Below are 23,370 nucleotides of genomic sequence, written 5' to 3' on the forward strand. Positions count from 1 at the left end.
GCCCGCTCGCCGGCCCCCCGCTCCCTAGACTGTTCGCCATGATCCGACGCGCTGCGCCCGCCGCTCCCCGAGCGCTCGCGGTGGCGGTGCTCACCGTGATGCTCGGCGGCCAGGCGCTGCGGAACCTCGCCGGCTGGTGGGGCTGGGGCGTCGTCGTCGCGGCGCTGCTCGTCTGGGTCGTCGTCGTGCTGGTCCGCGTCCGGCCGCGCCTGCGCTGGAGCCGCACGCCCAAGGCGCTCGTCGCCTTCCTCGCCCTCGCCGTGCTCTCGCTGCTGTGGTCGGCGTATCCCGGCGCGAGCGCGATCGGCGTCGTCGCCCAGCTCGCCACGTCCCTCGGCGCGGTCGCCCTCGCCCTGACGCTCAGCACGGCGCAGTTCGTGAGCGCCCTCGGGCGCGCGCTGCGGATCACCGTCGGCGCGTCGCTCCTGTTCGAGCTCGTCGTCGCGGTCGTCGTCCGCGCGCCCGTGCTGCCGTTCGTCATCGACCTGCCGGCCGGCCGCATTCCGGACGCCTTCTACTGGTCGCAGGCCGCCCTCTTCACCGGCGAGCCGATCCAGGGACTGGTCGGCAACCGCAACCTGCTCGGCTTCCTCGCACTGCTCGGCCTGATCGTCGTGCTGATCGAGCTGGCCGCCCACAGCCTCCGTCCGCGCTGGGGCGCGGTCTGGATCGTCCTGTTCGCGGCGGCGCTCCTGCTCACCCGCTCCGCCACCGTGCTGCTCTGCGTCGTCGCCGTCGCGGCCGCCGCGGCCTTCGCGCTCTGGGCGAGGCGCCGCGGCGAATCGGAGCGGCGGCCCGTGTACGTCACGGCCGCCGCGACCGCCGTCGTCCTCGCGGGTGGCGCGCTCGCCGGCTGGGGCACCCTGCTGGGCCTGCTCGGCAAGAGCGAGGACGCGACGGGCCGGCTCGACATCTGGCGCTCGGTCTCGGCGCTGGCCGCCGAGCGGCCCGTCCTCGGCTGGGGCTGGGTCAGCTACTGGGCCCCCTGGGCCGCCCCGTTCGACACCCTCGCCGAGCGCAAGGGCGTCCTGTACCTCCAGGCCCACAACGCCTGGCTCGACGTCTGGTTCCAGCTCGGGATCGTCGGGCTGGTGCTCTTCAGCGCCCTCGTCGTCTCGACCCTCTGGCGCGCCTGGTTCCGCGCCGTCGACCGCCCGCGCCGCAGCGCGACCGCCGCGCTGCCCTACTCGGCCGTCTCGCTCGCCCCGCTCCTGCTGATCGTCGCCCTGCTCGCGCAGGCGCTGTTCGAGAGCCGGCTCCTGATCGAGAGCGGCTGGCTCCTGCTCGTCGCCCTGGCGGTCCTGACCAAGCAGCCCGCCAACGAGGAGGAGGACGCGCTCGCCGCCGAGCCCGTCCCCCTCGCCGGCCAGCGCACGGCCCGATGACGGGCGGACGGCCGTCCGCTCTGCCGGCCGCCCTTGCGGACGCGCTGGCGTCCCCGCAGTTCGCGGCGGCGCTCGCGCAGACCTCCCTCGTCGTCGTGCTCTGCGCGCCGGCGGTGCGCGGGATGATCGGCTGGCCCGGCTACATCGCCGCGATCGCCACGCTCACCGCGCTGGCCGCCGTCATGCTCGTGCTGCGGCGCGAGCTGCTCGACTGGGAGGGGCTGCTGCCGACCAGCATCCTGGTCTTCCTGGCCTGGATCGCCCTCAGCACGCTCTGGAGCGGCTACCAGTGGGCCACCGCCTCGAGCGTGCTCTACCAGCTGGCGCTCGCCTTCCTCGCGATCGCGATCGGCCTCACCCGCGACATCATCCAGGTCATCCGCGCGGTCGGCGACGTGATGCGGTTCGTCCTGATCGGCTCGCTGGCGGTCGAGGTGCTCTCCGGCGTCCTGATCGACCGGCCGCTGCACTTCCTCGGCGTCGAGGGACTGCTCGCCGTCGGCGGCCCGATCCAGGGACTGGTCGGCACCCGCAACCAGCTCGGGCTGGTCTGCCTCCTGGCGATCGTCACCTTCTCGGTCGAGCTGATGACGCGGTCGGTCGCGCGCGGCCCGGCGCTCGCCTCACTCGCCCTCGCGGTGCTGACGCTCGTGCTCACCCGCTCGGCGGTCAGCGCCGGCGTCCTCGTCGTCGCGGTGGTCGTGGCCCTGATCCTCCGCTGGGTGCGCCGCGGCACCGGCGAGCAGCGCCGGCGCCGCCAGGTCACGACGCTCGCGGTGGTCGCCGCCTCCGTGCTCACCGCCTGGCTCTTCCGCTTCCGGATCGTCGACCTGCTCAACGCCGGCAGCGAGTTCGAGTTCCGGATCACCCTCTGGCAGCAGGTCTGGCGCTTCACCGATCTCGCGCCGATCATCGGCTGGGGCTGGGTCGGCTACTGGCGCACCGACCTCTACCCGTTCAACGCGATCGACTTCCTCTCCGGCCGGCCGCACTCCTCGAGCCTGAACGCCCTGTTCGACCTCGCGCTGCAGGTGGGCGTCGTCGGGGTCGCGCTCTTCCTGGTGCTCGTCGGCCTCGCCCTCTGGCGCTCGTGGATCATCGCCTCCGAGCGCAAGGCCGTCGTGCACGTCTGGCCCGTGATGGTGCTGAGCGTCCTCGTCGTCACCTCGCTCGCCGAGAGCGCGCTCCTGGTCGACGCCGGCTGGCTCCTGCTGGTGATCTGCGCCATGCGGGCGGCGCAGGGCCTCAGCTGGCGGCGTCTCCTGCACCCCGGCGACCGGCCCGGCGGGCTGCCGCGACAGCCCACAGCACCGCCAGGTGCTCCTCGCGGCAGCGCTCCCAGCTGAACCGGGCCGCGCGCTCGACGCCCTTCGCGCCGAGCTCGGCGGAGCGCTCGATCGCCTCGAGGATCCCGTCGGCGATCGAGCGCGGCTCGAGCGGGTCGACGAGCACGGCGGCGTCGCCGCAGATCTCGGGCAGCGATCCGGAGTCGGCGGCCGCCACCGGGCAGCCCGAGGCCATCGCCTCGATCGGCGGGAAGCCGAAGCCCTCGTAGAGACTCGGGAAGGCGAGGACCGCGGCCCGCCGGTAGATCTCCGCCAGCTCCTCGTCGCCCACGTGGCCGCGCCACTCCACGAAGTCGGGCAGCGGGCCGAGCTTGTCCAGGTCGCCGCCGGTGAGCACCAGCCGCAGATCGTGGCCGTCGGCGCGGAGCAGCCGCATCGCCTCGAAGAGGCGGGCGTGGTTCTTGTGCGGCCAGGCGCGCGCCGGGTAGAAGACGAAGTCCTCGCGCTCGCCCAGGTGCGGGCGGAACCGCTCGGTGTCCACGCCGAGGTGCGACACGTGGATCCGCTCCTCCGGGATGCCGAGCAGCTCGACGATGCGCCCCTTGGTGAAGGCGCTGATGGTGATGATCGCGTCGGCCCGGCGGGCGGTGGCCTCGTAGGCGATCCGCCGGAAGACGCGCTCGACGCGCGGGAAGAGCTGCGGCAGATCGCGGTGCTGGAGGTCGAAGACCATCTGCACGTGCCCCTGGCGCCGCGAGGGCCAGGGCAGCGGCACCGTGAAGGGGAAGTAGAGGATCTCGTCCGGCCCGAGCAGGCGCCGGAGCCGGAGCGTGCGCACGAGCGCCTGGAGCATCCCCGTCGCCCGGCGGCGGTGGCCGGCCCCGCTGACGACGCCCTCGGCCACGATCTCGGGCACGCCCTCGCTGAAGCCGCGCGCGTTCTCCGGGACGAGCGCCTGCACGCGCAGTCCCTCCTCCCCCGGCCTGGTCACGAGCAGCCGGGTCAGCGCGCGGGCGTAGGTCTCGCCGCCGCCCATTCCGCCGGGGTCGACGGTGAGCACGGCGAGCGTGACGGGGAGGCGTTCCGGCATGGCGTCCGATCGGGTCGAGGCTCCATCGAGGAGCGGGCCGGGTCAGACTACCCGCGCCCGGCGCCCGCGCAGCGGACCGTCCCCGGCGGGTGCTCCCCGGCCCGGCGGAGGCCGGTGGGTAGTATGTAGCCCGCTGTCATCGACCCCGACGAAACGGACCACCACGTGCCCCGCGCTTTGATCACCGGAATCACCGGCCAGGACGGCCTCTACCTCGCCGAGCTGCTGCTCGAGAAGGGCTACGAGGTCTTCGGACTCGTCCGCGGGCAGAACAACCCCAAGTACGAGCTCGTCCGCCGCACCGTCCCCGCGGTGACACTGCTCACCGGTGACCTGACCGACGTGTCGAGCCTCGTGCGCGTGCTCGCCGCCTCGCAGCCCGACGAGGTCTACAACCTCGGCGCGATCTCGTTCGTCGCCTACTCGTGGGAGAACGCGTCGCTCACGACCGACGTGACCGGCAAGGGCGTGCTCAACATCCTCGAGGCCGTGCGCCTCTACGCCGGCGACGACATGTCGCGCGTGAAGTTCTACCAGGCGTCCTCGTCCGAGATGTTCGGCAAGGTCCAGCAGGTCCCCCAGAGCGAGGAGACCCTCCTCTGGCCGCGCTCGCCCTACGGCGTCGCCAAGGTCTTCGGTCACTACATGACCATCAACTACCGCGAGTCCTACGGCATGCACGCCTCGTCGGGCATCCTCTTCAACCACGAGTCGCCCCGCCGGGGACCCGAGTTCGTCACCCGGAAGATCAGCCTCGCGGTGGCCCGCATCAAGCTCGGCCTCCAGGAGACGCTGGAGCTCGGCAACCTCGACGCCAAGCGCGACTGGGGCTTCGCCGGCGACTACGTCGACGCGATGTGGCGGATGCTGCAGCAGCCCGAGGGCGACGACTACGTGGTCGCCACCGGCGAGACCCACGAGATCCGCGAGTACCTCGACATCGCCTTCAACCACGTCGGCATCGAGGACTGGACGCCCTATGTCACGCAGAACCCCGCGTTCATGCGCCCGGCCGAGGTCGACCTGCTCATCGGCGACCCGGCGAAGGCGCGCGACGTGCTCGACTGGGAGCCCAAGGTCTCCTTCCCTGAGCTGGTCTCGATGATGGTCGAGAACGACCTCGCCGAGCAGTCCGCGCTGATCAAGTAGCCGCCGTGCCCGCAGCGTTCGTCACCGGAGCGAGCGGACAGGACGGGGGCTACCTCGTCGAGCGTCTGCTCGCCGACGGCTGGGAGGTCTCCGCGCTCGTGCGCGACGAGGACGCCTCCCTGCCCGAGTCCGTCCGCCCGTTCCAGGGCGACCTCCGCGACGCCGCCGGTCTCGGCCGCGTCGTCGCCGAGGCGCGGCCCGACGTCGTCTTCCACCTGGCCGGGATCTCCTCGGTGGCGCAGTCCTGGCAGGAGCCGGTGCTCACCGCCGAGGTCACCGGCACGGCGGTCGCCGCCCTGCTCGAGGCCGCGCTGGCCCTGCAGGAGTCGGCGGGCCGCGAGGTGCGCTTCGTGCAGGCCTCCTCCTCGGAGATCTTCGGCGCGGCGACCGAGAATCCCCAGACCGAGTCGACGCCGATCCGACCCGTCTCCCCCTACGGCGCGGCGAAGGCGTTCGCGCACCACCTGGTCGGCGTCTACCGCGGCCGCGGGCTGCACGCGTCCTCCGGGATCCTCTACAACCATGAGTCGCCCCGGCGCCCGCTGAGCTTCGTCACCCGGAAGATCACCGCCGGCGCCGCCGCGATCGCCGCCGGCACCGCGACCGAGCTCTCGCTCGGCAACCTCGACGCCCGCCGCGACTGGGGCTGGGCGCCCGACTACGTCGACGCGCTCGTCCGCGCCTCGCGCGCCGAAACGGCCGGCGACTACGTCGTCGCGACGGGAGTCGCGCACTCCGTCCGCGAGTTCGTCGGTGCGGCCTTCGCGGCCGCCGGCATCGACGCCTGGGAGGACCGGATCCGCATCGATCCGCGCTTCGCCCGCCCCGTCGACGCCCCGGAGATGCGCGGGGACGCGTCGAAGGCCCGGGCCGAGCTCGGCTGGGCGCCGACGGTCGCCTTCGAGGAGATCGTCGCCCGGATGGTCGAGAACGACCTCGAGCAGGCCCGCGCCGCGAGCTGATCCTGCGGGCCGGCTCCCCGCGAGTGGGCCGGCCCGCAGCCGGACTCAGTCGGCGGCGGTGACGGGCGCAGCTGCGGCGGAACGGTCCTCCACGGGGACCGGCGCAGCCGGGTCGACGTCCTCGACGAGGTAGTCCCAGACCCGCTCGGCGTAGCGGTCCCAGGTGCCGCCGTCGATGGCCAGCGCCTCGGCGGTCAGCCGCTCGTGCAGGCGCGTGTCGGTCAGGAGCAGCTCGAGCGTGTCGGCGATGTCCTGGTCGTCGTGCGGATCGACGAACAGTGCGCCGCCCTCGGACGCGACCTCGCGCATGCTGCCGAAGCCGGAGGTGATCACCGGGGTGCCCACCGAGAGCGACTCGACGATCGGCAGCCCGTAGCCCTCGTTGATCGAGGGGAAGATCGTGCAGTGCGCCAGTCTGTAGGCGCTCCAGAGCAGGGCGTCCGTGATCGAGGACAGCGAGCGCACCGGGCGGCCGAAGCCCTCGAGCACCTCGAGGCGGTACTCGAACTCGGCGCTGCTCCAGGCGTTGCCGCCGATGAAGACGAGGCTGAACTCCACTCCGCGCCGCCAGAGGAGCTCAGCCGCGTGCAGCACGGCCAGGTGGTTCTTGCGCGGCTCGTGGCTGCCGACGCAGACCACGAGCGGCAGCCCCTCGGTCACGAGCGAGCGCGCCGCGGTGGCCAGCTGCTGCTCGGTGACGTCCTCGGGCTGCGACGGCAGAAGGATCGGCCGGATGTCCGGCCCCGCCACGCCGATGCTGCCGAGCATGTGGCGCCAGCCGGAGTACTCGGTCGCCGCGGCCGAGGAGATCGTCGCGATGCGGTCCATGTGCGAGACCGCGACGAGGGTGCGCGAGAAGGCCGCGCTGATGCCGGTGCTCGCCGTCTCCGCAGTGGTCACCGGGACGCAGTCGAAGCCGATCGTGCCGGTGCGGTTGCCGCTGAACTCGGCCAGTGCCGAGATGCGGGAGGTCCGCTCGTCCTCGACCGCGAGCTCGGGGAGGATGTACGTGCTCTCCCACGGGACGGTGACGCGCGAGCGGTCCTCCGCGGCGTCCGGCACGTCGCCGGCGACCGCGTTGCGGCTCTGCTCCGGGGTGAGCAGGACGAGCGACTCGTGCGTGCTGTCCCAGCCCGCGAGCAGGATCTCGTGGTCGCGGGACCACCGGGCGATGCTCTGCCGGACCACGCGCTGGATGCCGGTCGCGAGACCGGTCCGCGCGGTGTGGTGCACGTCGACCACGACGGCGCCGACCACCACCTCGACATCGGGGTGGTGGAAGCGGGCGAAGACGCGGTCCGAGGCGATCGTCGACGCCGCGTGGCGCAGCAGGCCCGCCGTGCCCTCGAGCCGCGCTCGGCGACGGCCGTCGACGACGTCCTCGCGGCGGGGGAGCGTGCCGCGGAGCACGGCCAGCACGAGCCAGACCTCGCGGTCGCTCGGGGCCGGCAGGAGGACGCTGAGCTGCCCGGTGAGCGCGTCGACGCTCGAGAGCGGCTCGACGGCCGGGGCGAGAGTGCGGACGAGGGTCGCGAGACGTGCGACGAGGTACTGCTTACTGCGCACGGCGTGCCTCCTCAGGCTCGGTGGACTCGGCGTCGAGCGTCGCCGGCTCGGCGGTGAGGAAGGCCGAGGGGGCGACCAGCGCCTCCCACAGCTCCTCGGCGTAGTCGTCCCACGTGCGCGACGGGCGCGCCGCAGCCTCGGCGCGCAGCCGCTCGAGCAGCTCGGAGTCCGTGAGCAGAGCGCGCATCGCGTCGATCAGCTCCTCGTCGGACGCTGGGTCGATCAGCACGCAGCCGCCGTGCTCGGCGATCTGCGCCGTGCTGCCGAACTGCGAGGTGAGGACGGGGAGGCCGATGGCGAGCGCCTCGGCGACCGGCAGTCCGTAGCCCTCGTGCAGCGACGGGAAGGCCAGGAACCTCGCCTCGCGGTAGCTGGCGACGAGCACGTCGTCGCCGACCCCGCGCAGCACCTCCACCGGCCGGCCGGCCGCCACGAGCTCGCGCACGCGCGGGTCGAAGACCTGGTGGGCCCACGGGTTCGCGCCGCCGATGAAGCGCACGCGGAAGCGCAGCCCGGCGCGCCAGAGGACCTCAGCGGCGTGCAGGACGGCGAGGTGGTTCTTGCGCGGCTCCTGACTGCCCACGCAGAGCACGAGCGGCAGCGACGACGTCGCCTCGCCGACGGCGCGGATCCCGTCGGGGAGCTCCACCGGCAGCGGCACGGCCTGCACCGAGGGGCCGGTCAGCCCCTGAGCGGGGAGCGCCCGGACGAAGCCCTCGTACTCCAGCGCGGCGGCGGAGCTCACGGTCGCCACTCGGACCGCGTGCTTGACCACGGAGAGGAAGTTCACGTAGCGCACCGTCTCCTCCGGCGGGACCGTGTCGGCGCTGACGACGGGGATGGCGTCGTGCCCGAGGACCACGACCTCGTTGCCCGAGAACTCCGCGAGCGCGGACAGCGGGCCGCACTGGTTGTACTCCGGAACGGACGGGATCACGACGACGCTGCGGTACGGCACCACGAACTCGGTCCGCTCGGGATCGCCGTGGCGCCAGGCGCGGCGGTCGGAGGCGGCCCAGTCGACCACTCGCTCGGTCTCGATCGGGCTGAGCCGGCGGAAGGAGAGCGAGCCGTGCACCCAGGCCACCGGGATGATCCCGTGGGCGGCGTGCCAGCGCGAGACGGTCTGGCGGACGACGCGCTGGACGCCCGTGTTGTGGCCGTGCCGGGCGGGGAAGTCGACGTCGATCAGGACGGCGCCGGTGACGACCTCGACCTTCGCCCCGAGATCGGCGAACCCGGTCGCGGTCCGCGATCCGGCCTCCATGAAGATCCGCAGGGCCGCCTCCTCGGGGGCCAGCGCGATCGCGCGCCGGAACCACTGGAACAGCTCGCTCGTCGGGTAGGCGGCGGTGAAGGCCACCAGGGCCACCCAGGTCAGCTCGTCGTCGCCGCGGCGCCGGATCTCCCGGGCCACCTCGTCGAGGTACACGCCCGCGCCGCGGGCGACCAGGGAGCGGCGGGTCGCGTCGTCGAAGAGGAGGGCGCCGATCTGCTCGAGGCGCTGCAGGATCGCCTCGGAGCGCTCCGCGCGCGCGGCGGCGGCCGTGCTCTCGCTCATCGTGCCCGACCGGACAGCCGGCGCTTGGCGAAGCGCGCCGAATGACCGATGGCGCCGGCCAGCCCGAGCTGCCGGACGCGGATCTGGAAGGTGCGCACGAGCCGCAGGGGCTTCGTGACCCGCCAGGAGAGCGTGTGCTCGAAGCCGGTGGCGGTCACGCCGCCGACCTGGATGCGCTCGACCCAGAGGTCGAACGGGTCGTTGAGCAGGGAGTCGACCTGGGTGCGCAGGCGCCGCAGCTCGGCGCCGTCGTCGCCCGGGCTCGTCTCCTCGGCGGGCCGGAGGGCCTGCAGGCTCGGGTCCTCGGCGATCGGCGCCTCCTCGGCCGAATCGGCGAGATCGGGGACCGGGTCGCCGGCGGTCTGGGCCACTGGCTCCAGCGGGACGTCGGATGGCTGCGTGGGCATGGCGAACACCTCGTTCGTGTCGTTCAGTCGGCGAGCGGGGACAAGACTACCCGCGCAGCGGCGGCGGTCGGCGCGCGCTCCAGCCGTGCCGCTCGGGTGCACACGTATAATGATGCGGTCCGTCGCACGGCGGAGGCCGAGACCTTGGAGTTCCATGCCCATCAGTCCAGTCGATCGCGCACGCTCGATCGCCGACGAGCCCTTCCAGCTCGCCGGCACCACCTCGGCGGTCGGCGGCGGATCCGGCGGCTTCATCGCCTCGCTCCTGGAGATCCTCCGGCACCGCGAGCTCCTGCGCCTCCTGGTCGGCCGCGAGCTCAAGTCCCGCTACAAGGACAGCAGCCTGGGCTTCGTCTGGAGCCTCGTCCGGCCGCTGATCATGCTGCTGATCTACTACGTGGCGATCGGCCAGATCCTCGGCGCCTCGCGCGGCGTGCCGAACTTCGCGATCTTCGTCTTCTCCGGGCTCACGCTCTGGGGCCTGTTCAGCGAGATCGTCACCGCCGGCACCACGTCGATCCTCGGCAACGGCGGTCTGATCAAGAAGGTGTACCTGCCGCGCGAGATCTTCCCGGTCGCCGCGATCGGCTCCGCGCTCTTCAACTTCGCGGTCCAGTTCGTCGTGCTCATGGTCGGCGCGGTCCTCACCGGCTCGCTGGTCTTCGGCCGGGACCTGCTCTACATCCTCCCGGCGCTCGCGATCACCCTCGTCTACGGCCTCGCGTTCGCGCTCGCGCTGTCGGCGCTCAACGTCTACCTCCGCGACGTGCAGTTCCTCGTCGAGGTCGGCCTGCAGATCTTCTTCTGGCTGTCGCCGATCGTCTACGCGTGGAACTTCGTGGTGACCGCGACGACCGGAGCCGGCCGGAGCTGGCTCGAGCAGCTCTACCTCTTCAATCCCATGTCCAACGCGATCCTCGCCTTCCAGCGCGCCGTCTGGGGTGACGGCTCCCGGGTCAGCATCATCGAGGGCAACGAGATCGCCCCCCAGGTGTGGCCGCCGGACATGGCGCTCCGCCTGATCATCGTCTTCGCCGTCGGGGTGGTGTTCGTCTGGATCGGGCACCGCATCTTCCGACGCCTCGAGGGCAACTTCGCCCAGGAGATCTGATCGTGACCCTCACCAGCAAGCCGGAGGCGGCCTCGGGCCCCACGGCCAGCCCCACCGTCGTCCGCGTCCGCGGCGCGTCCAAGCGCTTCGTGATCCGCAAGGACAAGTCGTTCAAGGAGCGCATCGTCAACTTCGGCCGCGGGCGCAAGCACCGGGACGAGTTCTGGGCGCTGCGCGACGTCGACCTCGAGATCCCGCTCGGCTCCACCGTCGGGCTCATCGGCGCGAACGGCTCCGGCAAGAGCACCCTGCTCAAGCTGATCGGCGGCATCGTCCAGCCGACCACCGGGACCGTCGAGCGCCGCGGGCGCCTCGCCGCCCTCCTCGAGCTGGGCGCGGGCTTCCACCCCGACCTCACGGGCCGCGAGAACGTCTACCTCAACGGCGCGATCCTGGGTCTGTCACGGGCCGAGCTCGACGGCAAGTTCGACTCCATCGTCGAGTTCTCGGAGATCGCCGAGTTCATCGACACCCAGGTGAAGTTCTACTCGTCGGGCATGTACGTCCGACTCGCCTTCGCGATCGCGATCCACACCGACCCCGACCTCCTGCTGGTCGACGAGGTCCTCGCCGTCGGCGACGAGCCGTTCCAGCGCAAGTGCATGGACCGCATCCGCGCCTTCCAGCGCGCCGGGAAGACCATCGTCCTGGTGACCCACTCCCTCGAGCAGGTCGGCGAGCTCTGCGACCGCACGATCGTGCTCGAGAAGGGCAACGTCGTGTTCGACGGCGAGACGTCGGAGGGACTCCAGGTGCTCCGCGAGAGCTTCGAGGACCGTCGCCAGGCCCGTCAGGAGCGCGAGGCGGCCGCCGCCGAGGCCGAGGACGAGCCCGCCCCGATGCTCATCGAGATCCTCGGCTGCGAGCTGCGCGGAGGGTCGATCGAGCACGGGGGCGTGGTCGTCCGCAGCGGCGAGTCGCTCGAGTTCGACGTCACGGTGCGCACCAGCCGGCCGGTCGACGACTGGAACATCGGCATGGGCATCGACACTCCGCTCGGCCAGCGGGTCTTCGGCACCAACACCGAGCGGATCGGCACCCCCCTGTCGAGCGTCGACGGCGAGATGACCGTCACCTTCACCCTGCCGGACCTGCACCTCGGTGGCGGCAACTACGCCGTCCATGCCTCGGCCGCCACGTTCTCGCAGGGCGAGACCATGCGGACCCCGGTCGCGGCGACCTTCACCGTCGAGCGCTCGTCCGTGCACGACGGCGTCGTCGACATCGACTCCGAAGTCCGCCTCAGCCGGCCGTGAGCGCTGCGCGCGGCCGGCTCCTGGTCGACGCGACCGCACTGACCGCCCCCCGGCTGACGGGCGTGGGCCGGGTCCTGCTCGGGCTCCTCCGCGCCCTCGACACGGACGAGGTCGCGGCACGCGCCGAGGTGCTGCTCGTCGTGCCGACGAGCGAGGCGCGTTCGCTCGAGCGGTTCGGCTTCCGCACCCTCCGCGTGCGCCCGGTGCTGCTCCCCCGCCGGCTGTGGAGCGCACTGACGAGGCTCCGCGTCCCGGGGATCGACCTCCTCCTGGGGCGCGGCGCCTACTTCTTCCCCAACTTCCGCAACTGGCCCCTCGCCCGCTCGCGGTCGCTGACCTTCGTGCACGACGTCTGCTTCGCGGTCCTGCCCGAGCTGGTCCCCCGCGAGCGCCGCGAGATGCTCGCGCGGGAGGTGCCGCGGTGGCTCGGGCGCTCCGATCTCGTGCTCACCGGGACTCCCTCGTCCGCGCGCGAGATCACGTCCGCGCTGGGTATCGACGCGGACCGCGTCCGCGTGCTGCCGACCACGGTCGACGTCGAGCTCTTCCACGCCCGCTCCGCCACCGAGGTCGCCCGGGCCCGCGAGGCGCAGTCGCTCGGCCGCTACCTCCTCTTCGTCGGCTCCATCGAGAAGCGGAAGAACCTCGTGACCCTCGTCGACGCCTACGCCGAGGCCGTGCGGCCGGCCGGGCACACCCTGCTGCTCGTGGGCGGCGACGGCTGGGACAACGGCGACGTGCACGAGGCCGTCGCGCGGGCGGTCGCCGCCGGTGCGGACGTGCGCTTCGCGACCGGGTACGTCCCGGACGAGGATCTGCCCGCCCTCCTGACCGGCGCCGACGCGGTCGCGATGCCGTCCTGGCACGAGGGCTTCGGCCTTCCCGCGCTCGAGGCGGTCGCCTGCGGGAGTCCCGTCCTCGCCGCCGACGTCCCGGGGCTGCGGGATGCACTCGCGGGCCGGGAGGAGGACGCCGTCTTCATCGCGCCCGCCGACCGGACCGGATGGGTCGCCGCGATCGAGGCGGCGGTCCGCAGCCCGCGGCGGATCCCGCCTCGAGACGTGCCGAGCTGGGACGGCGCCGCGCGCCTGCTCCTCGACCTCGCTCTCGCCGAGCGGACGGCCTGAGTCCGGATCAGCGCGGGTGGCGCATCAGCGCGCGCCGGGATCAGCGCGGGCGGGGGATGCGGCCGGTGTCCGCGGCGGCGGCCGCGTCGTCCTCGAACAGGGCGGCGGCGGCCTGCTCCGCCTCGCGGTTCGCGACAACGCCTCCGCTCCGGTGGTGACCGAAGACCCAGAAGCGGTAGAGCACGAACCGGAACGCCGTGGCGAGCAGGAGGCCGATCACGTTGGCCGAGATGTTGTCGGCGACGAGGTTGTCGAAGCCGAGCACGTAGTGCGAGATGTACAGCGGCAGCAGGTTGACCAGCATGCCGGCGACGGCGACGACGCCGAACTCCGCGAGCTCGAGCAGGTAGTTCGCCCGGCGGTGCTCGCGGAAGGTCCAGTAGCGGTTGCCGAACCACGTGACGACGGTCGCGGCGGCCACGGCGACGACCTTGGCCCCGATCGGACCCGACAGGACGTGCTCCCCGCCGATCCCGCCGACGCGCAGCAGGTTGAAGACGGTGACGTCGACGACGAGGCCGAGGATCCCGACGACGCCGAACTTCAGCACGTAGGAGATCAGGCCGCTGTAGAGCACCTTCGCGAGGGCGATCGGTCCGCGGCGCGGTCCGCTGTCACGAGCCACGGCCTCAGACCGCCGCACTCTGCGGGGGACGGGTGCGCGAGCCCTCGCGGACGCGGATCTTCAGGAGGATCCAGAGGGCCTCGAAGCCGTCCTTGACGGTGATCTTCTTGCCCTCCTCGCGGGTGCGGGCCTTGTAGCTGATCCCGACCTCGTACGGGCGGTAGCCGCGGGCCAGGAGCTTCGCCGTGACCTCCGCCTCCATGCCGAAGCCCTTCTCCTTGATGTGGAGAGAGCGGTAGAGGCTGAGCGGCATCAGCTTGAAGCAGGTCTCGACGTCCGAGACGTAGGCGTTGAAGAGGACGTTGGTGACGAGGTTCACGCCCTTGTTGCCGATGACGTACCAGTAGGAGAACGAGGTGTGGCTGCCGAAGGTGCGGCTGCCGTAGACCAGCTGCGCGTCGCCGTCCAAGACGGGCTGCAGCAGCGTCGGGATCTCGCTGGGCCGGTACTCCTCGTCGGCGTCGCAGATGATGACGTAGTCGCCGGTCGCCTCCTGCACGGCCCGGCTGATCGCCGCGCCCTTGCCCTGGTTCACCGGCTGGTGGAAGACGCGGATGCGCGGGTCCTCGAGAGCGTCGAGGATCTGCTTCGTGCGGTCGCGGCTGCCGTCGTTCACGATGACGAACTCGATCTCGACGCCGTCCTGGAACTCGATCGCGAGGACGCGGTCGACCGCCTTCTGGAGGGTCGCCTGCTCGTTGTAGACGGGCATGAGAATGGAAAGCTTCACGTCGGGATTCTCTCTCGTACGGCGCTGAGCGGACTGCGGCGCGCGGGATGCGCGGCACGCGGCGGGGATGCGGGGCGCAGCGCGGGGGTTCGGGGCGCGGAGGGCTACGGGGCGGCGACGGCGGCGGACCGGAACCAGGCGATGGTCCGGGCCAGTCCGTTCTCGAGGGGCACTGTCGGCTGCCAGCCGAGGATCTCCCGCGCCTTCGTGATATCGGGCTTGCGGCGCTCCGGGTCGTCGACCGGGCGCGGCTCGTAGTGGATCTCGGAGTCGCTGCCGATCAGGGCGATGATGCGGCGGGCGATCTCGCCCAGCTCCAGCTCGTCGACGCTGCCCAGATTGATCGGGCCCGCGTCCGTCGAGTCGGCCATGCGGAGGATCCCGTCGACGAGGTCGTCCACGTAGAGCAGCGAGCGGGTCTGGGTGCCGTCGCCGTGCATCGGGATCGACGTGCCGGCCAGCGCGGCCTTCACGAACGCCGGGACGGCGCGGCCGTCGTCGATGTCCATGTTCGGGCCGTAGGTGTTGAAGATCCGCACCACGCCGGTGTCGACGTCGAAGTACCGGCGGTACGCGAAGGTGATCGCCTCCGCGTAGCGCTTCGCCTCGTCGTAGACGCTGCGCGGCCCGTTCGGGTTGACGTTGCCCCAGTACTCCTCGTGCTGCGGATGCACGTGCGGGTCGCCGTACACCTCCGAGGTGGAGGACACGACGAAGCGGGCGCCGTCGCGCTTGGCGACCTCGAGCAGCGCCTCGGTCACCGTGGAGCCTGCGTGCAAGGTCTCGAGCGGGTGGGCGAGGTAGCGCGGCGGCGACGCCGGCGAGGCGAAGTGCAGCACCACGTCGAAGCGCCCGGGAACGGCGACCGCGTTCGCGGCGTCGTCGTGGACGAAGGTGAAGCGCTCGTGTCCGCGGACGGACTCGAGGTTGCGGGTCGAACCGGTCAGCAGCGAGTCGATCACGACGACGCCGTCGCCGCGACGGAGGATCTCCGCCGCGAGATGGGAGCCGAGGAAGCCGGCACCGCCGGCGAGCAGGTAGTTGCGGGTCACGGTCGTGGACCGCCTCCTCGGGAAGCTGGGTGGTGGGACGTGTGGAGCCCGGCGGAGCCCCATGAAATTACCATAGGGTTCCGGAGCGCCCGCTCCCCCTGCACCGTTCCCGTCCAGGCCGGGTGCCCGAACGAAGGACGATCGCCCAGATGACCCTCGAGGACGCGCCCGACAGCCCGACCGCCCCGGCGGAGTCGACCGCCCCGGCGGAGTCGACGGCTCCTGCGGAGCGGACCGCCCCGGCGGCCCGGCGGTTCCGCCGGCCGCCCGCCCTCCTCGCCGACGCGGGACTCACCCTCCTCACGGCCGTCCTCGCCGCGGCGCTCGGCCTGCTCGCCCTGCGCGTCGGCGTGGACCAGCTCGGGCAGCGCTGGAGCTTCGGCGGCGCCGACCAGGTGCTGCACTACGCGATCTTCTCCAGCGCGCGCGACGTGCTGCCCTTCTTCCCGAACGACCGGCTCGGCTTCCCCGAGGCGCAGAACCTGTTCTTCGCGCCGCTGTTCGACCCGTGGTCGGCCGCCTTCGTCGCCCTCGTCGGCCCGCTCACGCCCGACGGCGTGTGGCTGTTCAACCTGTACAGCCTGGCGGGCTTCCCCGCCGCGGGCGCCACGGCCTACCTCTTCTTCCGCGCCCTCCGCCTGCGCCGGCCGACCTCGCTCGTCCTCGGGGTGCTGACCGCGGTCCTGCCCTACCACTTCTTCCAGCTGGCGCTCGGGCACCCGTTCCTGGCGAACTACTGGTCGGTCCCGCTCATCGGCGTGCTCCTTCTCGTCATCGGCGGCGACGTGACCGATCCGCTCGCGCGCTGGACGTCCGGGCTCGGCAGCCGACGCCGCCGCGTCCTGCGGGGCGCCCTCGTGCTCGTGCTGGCGATCGCCGTCGCGTGGACCCAGTCCTACTACTTCGTCTTCGGCGCGATCGTCCTCGGCGCAGCCTGGGCCGTCGCGGTGATCGCCTCGCTCGTGCGGCGGGCTCCGCTGCGCAGCCTCTCCTGGCCGACGTTCGCGCTCGGAGCCCTGCTCGTCCTGATCGCCGTGCAGCTCGCCGTCCTCTCCGACGATCAGGGCGACCGCTACGAGAAGTACTTCCAGGGCCGCTCACCGCAGGAGTCGGAGCTCTACGGCGGGAAGATCCAGAACCTCCTGCTGCCCTCGCCCCTCAGCGGCTTCGGCCCACTGGCGGGTCTGGCCAAGAGCTACGAAGCGTCGACAGAGGTCGTGCCGAGGTCGGAGAACCCGGCGACGGCCGTGGTCGTCTCGGTCGCCTTCCTTATCGTTCTGCTGATCGTCCTGGTCACCCTCTTCAGCGCCGGCCGCCCCGCCCCCGAGCGCCGGTCGCGGCTCGGCGAGCTGGTCGCCGACGCCCGGGTCGGCCTGCTCAGCCAGGCCTTCGTCGTCGGGCTGCTCTTCTTCGTGGTGACCGGCTTCGGCACGATCCTGGCCTACGTCGTCAGCCCGGAGATCCGTGCCTGGTCGAGGTTCGCCATCGTGCTCAGCGTCCTCGCTCTCGGCGTGGCGGGACTCGCGATGGAGGCCGTCGCCCCTCGGCTGCGCGTCCTGCTCCCGATCCTCGCCGCCGTCGCGGTGGTGGGCCTGATCGACCAGGTCGGCGGCGCGAGCACGGCGGTCGGCATCGCCGCCACGGACGACTCCGCCCTCCGCTCCTTCGTCGACGACACCGAGCAGGTGCTCCGGCCCGGCTGCGGCGTGGTCCAGCTCCCGCTCAAGGACTTCCCCGAGACCGGGGCCGTCGGCGACATGGGCGACTACGACGAGGCCCTGCCGTACGTCTTCTCCTCGGACGAGGACGGACTGCGCTTCAGCTACGGAGCGGTCCGCGGGACGTTCTCGGCGGAGGACTGGGACGGCGCGGTCACGACGGCGGCGTTCGAGCGCGAGTACGCGGCGTCCGGAGCCTGCGCGGTCCTCGTCGACACGGCGGCCTACGTCGACGACCCCGACGGCTGGCGGGCCTTCGTCGACGCGGTCGCCGACGCGGACGCGCCCGTCGTCACCAGCACCGACGACCGGGAGCGCTGGCTGCTGTTCCGCTCGTGATCGGCGCCGCGGTCAGCGGGTGACGGGGAAGACGAGCCAGCGCCCCGACGAGGACTGCGCGGTCGGCGTGAGCGCTCCGCTCACCGAGACGACGTCGGCCTCCCAGACGCCCTCGCGTCCGACGTACGCGGCGGTGTCGACGGAGACGGCGCACGCCCCGCTGGCCCGCACGGCCGCAGCGAACTCCTCCGGCGTCTCGAGGTCGTCGAAGACCTCGTAGCCCTCCGTGCCGCCGACCGAGCCGTAGCTCCAGCTGAGGTCCTCCCCCTCGGTCCGCAGATACGGGAGGGCGGGGTCGTAGTCGCCCATGCTCCCGATGGCCCCGCTGTCGGGGAAGCTCTTGATCGGCAGCTGCACCACCCCGCAGCCGTCCGGCAGCGCGGCGTCCGCCTCGGCGACGAGCGCGGCGACCTCGCTGTCGTCGGTGGGTGCGATCGGCACCATCCGCGCGACGCCGGCGAGCTGGTCGAGGGAGGCGACGAGGACGATCAGGCCGGCTGCGGCGATCCGGACCCAGCGACGGGTGACCCGGCCGAGGGCGATCGCCACCGCTCCGAGCCCGAGCAGGATGATCACGATCGACAACCGGGACCACGCACGGATCGTCGGATCGAGGAACACCGCGATCGCCATGCCGAAGCCCGCGATGACGAAGAAGGCGAGCGTCCAGAGCGCCGCGATCGCGAGGACTCGCAGCCTCTCGTCCGAGAGCAGCCGGCCGACTGCGGTGAGGCGGAGCGCCCGTCCGCCGACCGCGCCGGTCAGCGGCAGTGCCAGCAGCAGGAGGCACAGGCCGACGATCGCGAGCACGGGCATCCCCGGCGGCTCGGTCGTCACCGCGACGGCGGTGCCCGTCGAGTACAGGTTCGTCAGCGCGCCGATCTTCGGCAGCTCGGTGCCCTGCCAGGGCAGGAAGAGCGAGAGGAGCTTGCCCGCGAAGATCTCGGACTCCCCCACGCCTCGGGTCTCGAAGTAGGCCGTCGTGCGCTCGCCGAAGCCGCTCCCGAGGACGGCGATCTCGATCGCCACGAGCGCGCCCAGGACCGCGAGCGGCGATCCCCGGCCGAGGACCGTGCGCAGCGGCACGCGGCTGGCGAGGCCGGCGAGCGCGCAGAGCGCCCACACCCCGCCGAGGACGAGCACGCTGAAGACGTAGTAGTAGCCGCTGCTCGATGCGATCAGGGCCGGGAGCACCAGGACGGGCACAGCACCGCGCAGCAGCCGGGAGCGGCGCGTCGCCGCCCGGGCCCGCCAGGCGCGGAACGGATCGGTCCGATCGCCGGCGGCGACGAGCACGAGGATGCCGAGGAGAGGGATCGCCCAGTACGCGGCGAGGAACGGGTGACCGTAGCCGACCCGCAGGAAGTGGTACGGAGCCAGGCTGAAGACGGCGGCCAGGAGCGACGACGCCCAGACCGGAGACCGCAGGCAGCGGAAGAAGGCGTACCCGGTCAGCGCGGTCGAGGCGAAGGTCAGCAGGGTGAAGACGTTGAGCAGCACGAGGCCGTCCCGGATCACCAGGCTCAGCACACCGGCCGTCACCGCGGCCGCCACGTCGAACTGGGCGGTGAAGAAGGCGTTGAAGCCGTCCGGGAAGCCCAGCGCCCCGTTCTCGGTGAAGGGGAACGCCTGCGTCGCGCTGCGGAAGAGCAGGTAGTGCAGGATCTGGTCGCCACCGCCCACCTGCCAGCGCTGCGCCATCGACTCGGGGGTCACCCCGAGCGCGAGCACGGCGGCGAGCACGCTCGCGCCGGCGGCGGCGAGCGCGGCGCCGACCTCGAGGAGCCACCGACGGCGGGTCGAGCCGCGCCCGCTCCGCGCATCGGGCGCGGACGGCGGCTGCCGCTCAGAAGCCACGATCGGCCTGCGCCGTCTCGATCCCGCGGCGGACGATCGCGTTCAGAGTCGCCTCTCCGTCGGTGCCGGCGTAGTCGTAGACGTCGAAGGTCGGGCAGGCCGTCACCGAGGCGGGCTCGCCGAGGGTGCCGAGCGCGAGCACGGCCCAGTCCGGATCCCGGTCGGCGAGCACGTAGCTGAAGGTCTTCGACCGGTACGCCGCCGCATTGTTCATCCAGAGCTGCGGGGTGAAGTCGAAGTTGACCTGCTGCACGTCGACGACCGTCCCCGCGTAGAGCTCGAGCGGCCGGGTGGTCCAGAACGAGCCGACGCCCGCGAGGTCGCGGCCGTCGAGCCACTGCTCGAGGCACGCGCGCTCGGGAGTCGCGCCGGCCTGGGCCGCGGCACTGCGGATCGGCGCCGCCGCGACGACCGCCCCCACGGCGGCGACGAGCACGACGAGAGCGGCGGCGGCGGCCCGCAGCGGCCGCGGCGGCCGGAGCCGGCGCAGCAGGCCGGCCCCGGGCAGGCCGCGCGGGACCCAGTCCTGGAGCGCGGGGAGCACCATCAGAGCGGGGAAGACCGCCAGCGGCAGCAGATAGCGGCTCACCAGGCTGCCGGTCACGATCTGCCCGAGCACGAGAGAGGCCGAGGCCACCAGGACGAACGTCGCGAGGACCACGCTCGAGTCGGCCACCGCCCAGGGCGTCTCCGGCCGGACCTGGGTCGCCACCGCGATGACGAGGGTGAGCACGGCCGCGAGCAGGAGCAGGGCGACGACGAGGATCTCGACCTTCCCGAACCGGGTGGAGCCGACGTCGCGCATCTGCAGGAGGAACCCGTCGACCGCCGCTCCCGCCCGCTCGAGGTGGAGGTAGGTGGCGGCGTCGACGGCGACGAAGCGCGCGAAGGCGCCCCGCGCCGCGTAGCCGATCCCGGCGCCGGCGATCAGCACCGAGGAGATCAGCAGCGCGCGCCGCCACGCCATCCGCCGGAGCACGAGGACGGCCAGCAGTGCGACCACGGCCGGTGCCGTGAACTGCAGGGCGAACAGCGGGTTGGCGAGCGTGGTCGCCGCCGAGACGACGGCCGCCCCGATCAGGGCGAGCACCGTGCGCCGCGCCGTCGGCAGCCGGGCCGGATCGAAGCCTCCGCTCGCCTCCGCCATCAGGGCGAGGGCCAGCACCGCCGAGAGCGCGACTCCCGAGTAGTACGTGGTCAGCAGGATGCCGCTCGCGAAGGCTCCCGCGTTGATCAGCCCGCGCCCCTCCGTCGCCGCGAGCAGGAGGACCACCGAGGTCGCCGCGACGGCCGCTCCGATCCGCCACCCTCGAGGTCGGCCGGCGAGGACGCGCGCTGCCAGCCAGCGGAGCGCCAGGTGCAGAACGGCGACGTTGACGAAGGCGTTGACGACGAGCGAGGCGACGGCGGACCCGCCGGCCAGCGCCAGGCTCAGCACGTAGAGGGGGAGCTCCGGGAAGAGCAGCAGCTGGCTCGTCATCACCCACTCGAAGGGCTCGCCGCGCTCGACCGACGCGACGAGCAGCGGGAGCGCGAGCGAGTCACCGTCGGTCAGCAGGTAGGACCACCACGGCGTCCGGGACAGCACGGCGAGCACGACCGCGGTCGCGGCGAGGACGAGGAGCAGGCCCGCCGCGTCCGCTCCGAACGCGCGGAACCTCGACCGCGTCGCGTCGACGCCCGTCATCGCGGGCTGCGGCGTCCCAGTCGGATGCGGAGGACGAGGAGGATGCTCTGCAGCATCGTGTTGCCGGGGATCTTCGACGTCCCCTCGGTGCGGTCGAGGAACACGATCGGGATCTCGCGGGCGCGGTTCGCCGCGCCGACCGCCCGGTGCTTGAGCGCGATCTGGAACCCGTAGCCGGTCGCGTCGACCGTCTCGAAGTGGATTCGCTCGAGCAGCTCGCGGCTGAAGAGGTTGTAGCCGCCCGTCCAGTCGGTGAGCCGCGAGCCGAGCAGCGCTCGCGCGTAGAGGTTGCCGCCGCGGCTGAGGATCTTGCGGTCGAGCGTCCAGTCAGGGGTGCCGCCGCCGGGGATGTAGCGCGAAGCGACCACCAGATCGGCGCCGGCCCGGACCTCGCGCAGGAAGTCGCGGAGGTACTTCGGGTCGTGCGAGAGATCCGCGTCCATCTGCAGGATGTGATCGGGCGGCTCCTCGGACGAGAGGACCTGGCCGAAAGCCCAGAGGTAGGCGGCCCCGAGCCCCTCCTTCGCCGTGCGCTCGAGCACGTCGACGGTGAAGGTGTCCGTCGACAGCCGGGCGCCGAGCTCGCGGGCCTTCGCGGCCGTGCCGTCGGGCGACGAGTCGTCGACGATCACGGAGCGGACCCTCACGTCCGTCTCGCGCGCCACCGCTTCGGACAGGCGACGGAGCAGCTCGTCGATGTTGTCCGCTTCGTTGTACGTGGGGGTGACGATGGTGAGGGCGAGCATCTGATCCAATTCCGGCAGGAGCATGAACGGTCCGCCGAGGCGGAGGCAGTGGAACAGTATCAGCGCCTGTCGGCGCCTCCCAAGTGGGAAGGACACGTGCAGGACCGGCCCGGCTCTCAGATTCCGGTGGTGCGGCACCGGGTCCGGCACAGATGCCGCACGTAGTGTGGGGCGCAGCGCGTCTTTTCCGCGCGAGGAATCGAAGGAGTAGTCGTGTCGCGTTGGCCGTTGTCGTCGCGGTGGTTGGAATCGCAGAAGGTGCGGTTCCTCGTCGCCGGCTCGCTCAACACCGCCCTCGACTTCCTCATCCTCAACGCGCTGGCACTGCTCGTCGGCCTGCCCACCCTGGTCGCGAACGTCGCGTCGGTGACCGTCGGCATCTCGATCTCCTACTTCCTCAACCACTACTTCGTCTTCCGGCACCCCGACCGGCCGACGGTGCGCACCTTCGCGCAGTTCTTCCTCGTCACCGGGTTCAGCTCCCTCGTGCTGCAGTCGCTGATCATCTACGGCTTCGAGATCTTCTTCGACACCCGCTTCGGCACCTCCCTCCTCTTCCTCCCCAGCGCGGGCGAGAAGGCGTTCCTCGCGATCAACGCCGCGAAGGCCGTCGCCGTGATGGTCGGCCTGGTCTGGAACTTCTGCCTCTACAAGTTCGTCGTGTTCCGCGCGCCCTCGGCGGCGATCGCCCCCGAGCTGGGCGAGGTCGTCGACGAGGTGGAGTCCGCCGCGCGCTGAGCGCCGGAGCCCCGCTCGGGGCCCGTGCTAGCCTCGTCGAGTTCTTCCGACGGTGCCCCCGCCCGTCGACGCCGCTCCCCCGGAGGCTCTCATCGCCCGTTCGACGTTGCCCATCGCGGTCGTCGTCGTCACCCACTTCTCGGGTGAGGTCCTCCGCGCCTGCCTCGAGTCGATCCCCGAGGCGACCGAGCACGACGTGAGCGTCGTCGTCGTCGACAACGCGACCACCGACGACTCCGTCCGCCGCGTCGTCGAGCGCCGCCCCGAGGTGCTCTTCCACGAGACCGGCGAGAACCTCGGCTACGGCAGGGCGATCAACTACGCGGTCGACCGGCTCGGCCCCGAGATCGAGTGGATCCTGGTGACGAACCCGGACACGGTGTTCCTGCCCGGCTCGATCGACGCGCTCTACGCGGCGGCGACCGCCGACCCCGGGATCGGCTCGATCGGCCCGCGCATTCTCGACTCGGACGGCACGATCTACCCGTCTGCCCGTGCCCTGCCCTCGCTCGGGACCGGCATCGGCCACGCGCTGCTCGCGCACGTCTGGCCGGGCAACCCCTGGTCGCGCCGGTACCGCCGCTCGCGCGCCGTCGAGACGATGCAGCACGGCAGCATGACGGCCGGCTGGCTCTCCGGCGCCTGCGTCATGGTGCGGCGCACCGCGTTCGAGCAGATCGGCGGCTTCGACGAGCGCTACTTCATGTACTTCGAGGACGTCCAGCTCGGCGACTCCCTCGGGCAGCGCGGCTGGTCCAACGTCTACCTCGCCGACGCGGTCGTGTCGCATCTGGGTGGGCACTCGACGCGGCTGGCCTCGGCCCGGATGCTCGCGGTGCACCACCGCAGCGCCTACCTCTACCTCGCGCAGAAGTACGACGCCTGGTACCAGGCCCCGGTCCGCGTCGCGGTCCGCCTCGGCCTCGGCGCCCGCGTCGCGCTGATGCGCCTGCGCCCCAGCCGCTGACGGCGCCCGGT

The 23,370-nt window shown here is 72.3% G+C and carries 20 protein-coding genes; 10 read left to right on the forward strand and 10 right to left on the reverse strand.

Annotated elements, in window-relative coordinates; all coding sequences use genetic code 11:
• The first annotated feature begins 38 nt into the window (after nt 1-38).
• Together HQQ86_RS03175 and HQQ86_RS03180 are read left to right on the forward strand one after the other, a co-directional pair.
• A complete protein-coding gene (locus HQQ86_RS03175) occupies nt 39-1,385 on the forward strand; it encodes an O-antigen ligase (RefSeq protein WP_173286400.1) in 1,347 nt (448 codons plus the stop codon).
• Nucleotides 1,382-2,731 (forward strand): O-antigen ligase, encoded by a 1,350-nt coding sequence (locus tag HQQ86_RS03180; RefSeq protein WP_173286402.1) that lies wholly within the window; start codon nt 1,382-1,384, stop codon nt 2,729-2,731. The genes HQQ86_RS03175 and HQQ86_RS03180 overlap by 4 nt, the downstream gene beginning before the upstream one ends.
• Here the strand turns inward: HQQ86_RS03180 and HQQ86_RS03185 are convergent.
• A complete protein-coding gene (locus HQQ86_RS03185; RefSeq protein WP_173286404.1) occupies nt 2,631-3,761 on the reverse strand; it encodes a glycosyltransferase family 1 protein in 1,131 nt (376 codons plus the stop codon). The two genes, HQQ86_RS03180 and HQQ86_RS03185, sit on opposite strands and share 101 nt — an antisense overlap.
• Nucleotides 3,762-3,926: 165 nt before the next feature.
• On the opposite strand from HQQ86_RS03185, the gene HQQ86_RS03190 reads away from it, so the two are divergent.
• Both HQQ86_RS03190 and HQQ86_RS03195 read left to right on the forward strand, forming a co-directional pair.
• On the forward strand, nt 3,927-4,910 hold the full coding sequence (locus tag HQQ86_RS03190; RefSeq protein ID WP_173286406.1) for a GDP-mannose 4,6-dehydratase: 984 nt from the start codon (nt 3,927-3,929) through the stop codon (nt 4,908-4,910).
• Nucleotides 4,911-4,915: 5 nt separating this feature from the next.
• Nucleotides 4,916-5,872 (forward strand): GDP-mannose 4,6-dehydratase, encoded by a 957-nt coding sequence (locus tag HQQ86_RS03195; RefSeq protein ID WP_173286408.1) that lies wholly within the window; start codon nt 4,916-4,918, stop codon nt 5,870-5,872.
• Between the two features lie 45 nt (nt 5,873-5,917).
• Here HQQ86_RS03195 and HQQ86_RS21935 read toward each other — a convergent pair whose 3' ends face one another.
• The 3 genes from HQQ86_RS21935 to HQQ86_RS03210 are packed head-to-tail and all read right to left on the reverse strand — an operon-like array spanning nt 5,918 to nt 9,406.
• On the reverse strand, nt 5,918-7,438 hold the full coding sequence (locus HQQ86_RS21935; protein WP_173286410.1) for a glycosyltransferase family 1 protein: 1,521 nt from the start codon (nt 7,436-7,438) through the stop codon (nt 5,918-5,920).
• Complete coding sequence (locus tag HQQ86_RS03205) at nt 7,428-8,999, reverse strand: glycosyltransferase family 1 protein (protein WP_173286412.1); 1,572 nt, start codon at nt 8,997-8,999, stop codon at nt 7,428-7,430. The genes HQQ86_RS21935 and HQQ86_RS03205 overlap by 11 nt, the downstream gene beginning before the upstream one ends.
• Nucleotides 8,996-9,406: a hypothetical protein gene (locus tag HQQ86_RS03210; RefSeq protein WP_173286414.1), complete on the reverse strand. Its 411-nt coding sequence runs from the start codon at nt 9,404-9,406 to the stop codon at nt 8,996-8,998. Before HQQ86_RS03210 ends, HQQ86_RS03205 begins: the two co-directional genes overlap by 4 nt.
• Before the next feature lie 154 nt (nt 9,407-9,560).
• Between HQQ86_RS03210 and HQQ86_RS03215 the strand changes: the two genes are divergently transcribed.
• The 3 genes from HQQ86_RS03215 to HQQ86_RS21940 are packed head-to-tail and all read left to right on the forward strand — an operon-like array spanning nt 9,561 to nt 12,900.
• Nucleotides 9,561-10,517: an ABC transporter permease gene (locus tag HQQ86_RS03215; protein WP_173286416.1), complete on the forward strand. Its 957-nt coding sequence runs from the start codon at nt 9,561-9,563 to the stop codon at nt 10,515-10,517.
• Between the two features lie 2 nt (nt 10,518-10,519).
• The gene (locus HQQ86_RS03220; protein WP_173286418.1) at nt 10,520-11,773 is read left to right on the forward strand and encodes an ABC transporter ATP-binding protein; all 1,254 of its coding nucleotides are present in this window, start codon (nt 10,520-10,522) and stop codon (nt 11,771-11,773) included.
• Nucleotides 11,770-12,900: a glycosyltransferase family 1 protein gene (locus HQQ86_RS21940; RefSeq protein ID WP_173286420.1), complete on the forward strand. Its 1,131-nt coding sequence runs from the start codon at nt 11,770-11,772 to the stop codon at nt 12,898-12,900. Before HQQ86_RS03220 ends, HQQ86_RS21940 begins: the two co-directional genes overlap by 4 nt.
• Before the next feature lie 40 nt (nt 12,901-12,940).
• Here HQQ86_RS21940 and HQQ86_RS03230 read toward each other — a convergent pair whose 3' ends face one another.
• The 3 genes from HQQ86_RS03230 to HQQ86_RS03240 all read right to left on the reverse strand — a co-directional run bounded on the left by HQQ86_RS03230 (nt 12,941) and on the right by HQQ86_RS03240 (nt 15,307).
• Nucleotides 12,941-13,525, reverse strand: coding sequence for a GtrA family protein (locus HQQ86_RS03230; RefSeq protein WP_173286422.1), 585 nt, complete (start codon nt 13,523-13,525; stop codon nt 12,941-12,943).
• 4 nt (nt 13,526-13,529) lie between these two features.
• The gene (locus HQQ86_RS03235; RefSeq protein ID WP_173286424.1) at nt 13,530-14,255 is read right to left on the reverse strand and encodes a glycosyltransferase family 2 protein; all 726 of its coding nucleotides are present in this window, start codon (nt 14,253-14,255) and stop codon (nt 13,530-13,532) included.
• 104 nt (nt 14,256-14,359) lie between these two features.
• Complete coding sequence (locus tag HQQ86_RS03240; RefSeq protein ID WP_367948535.1) at nt 14,360-15,307, reverse strand: NAD-dependent epimerase/dehydratase family protein; 948 nt, start codon at nt 15,305-15,307, stop codon at nt 14,360-14,362.
• A gap of 149 nt (nt 15,308-15,456) precedes the next feature.
• On the opposite strand from HQQ86_RS03240, the gene HQQ86_RS03245 reads away from it, so the two are divergent.
• Nucleotides 15,457-17,364 carry a hypothetical protein gene (locus HQQ86_RS03245; RefSeq protein ID WP_173286428.1) on the forward strand — a complete coding sequence of 636 codons (1,908 nt, stop codon included), beginning with the start codon at nt 15,457-15,459 and terminating at the stop codon, nt 17,362-17,364.
• Between the two features lie 12 nt (nt 17,365-17,376).
• Here HQQ86_RS03245 and HQQ86_RS03250 read toward each other — a convergent pair whose 3' ends face one another.
• The 3 genes from HQQ86_RS03250 to HQQ86_RS03260 are packed head-to-tail and all read right to left on the reverse strand — an operon-like array spanning nt 17,377 to nt 21,678.
• A complete protein-coding gene (locus tag HQQ86_RS03250) occupies nt 17,377-19,221 on the reverse strand; it encodes a hypothetical protein (protein WP_173286430.1) in 1,845 nt (614 codons plus the stop codon).
• A complete protein-coding gene (locus HQQ86_RS03255; RefSeq protein ID WP_173286432.1) occupies nt 19,211-20,908 on the reverse strand; it encodes a hypothetical protein in 1,698 nt (565 codons plus the stop codon). The genes HQQ86_RS03250 and HQQ86_RS03255 overlap by 11 nt, the downstream gene beginning before the upstream one ends.
• Nucleotides 20,905-21,678, reverse strand: coding sequence for a polyprenol monophosphomannose synthase (locus HQQ86_RS03260; protein WP_254071776.1), 774 nt, complete (start codon nt 21,676-21,678; stop codon nt 20,905-20,907). Before HQQ86_RS03260 ends, HQQ86_RS03255 begins: the two co-directional genes overlap by 4 nt.
• Before the next feature lie 189 nt (nt 21,679-21,867).
• Here HQQ86_RS03260 and HQQ86_RS03265 point away from each other — a divergent pair, with 189 nt between their 5' ends.
• On the forward strand, nt 21,868-22,392 hold the full coding sequence (locus HQQ86_RS03265; protein ID WP_367948536.1) for a GtrA family protein: 525 nt from the start codon (nt 21,868-21,870) through the stop codon (nt 22,390-22,392).
• Between the two features lie 52 nt (nt 22,393-22,444).
• On the forward strand, nt 22,445-23,359 hold the full coding sequence (locus tag HQQ86_RS03270) for a glycosyltransferase family 2 protein (RefSeq protein ID WP_367948537.1): 915 nt from the start codon (nt 22,445-22,447) through the stop codon (nt 23,357-23,359).
• Nucleotides 23,360-23,370 lie beyond the last annotated feature (11 nt).

The organism is Rathayibacter sp. VKM Ac-2857, assembly GCF_013205025.1.
Classification (GTDB): domain Bacteria; phylum Actinomycetota; class Actinomycetes; order Actinomycetales; family Microbacteriaceae; genus Rathayibacter.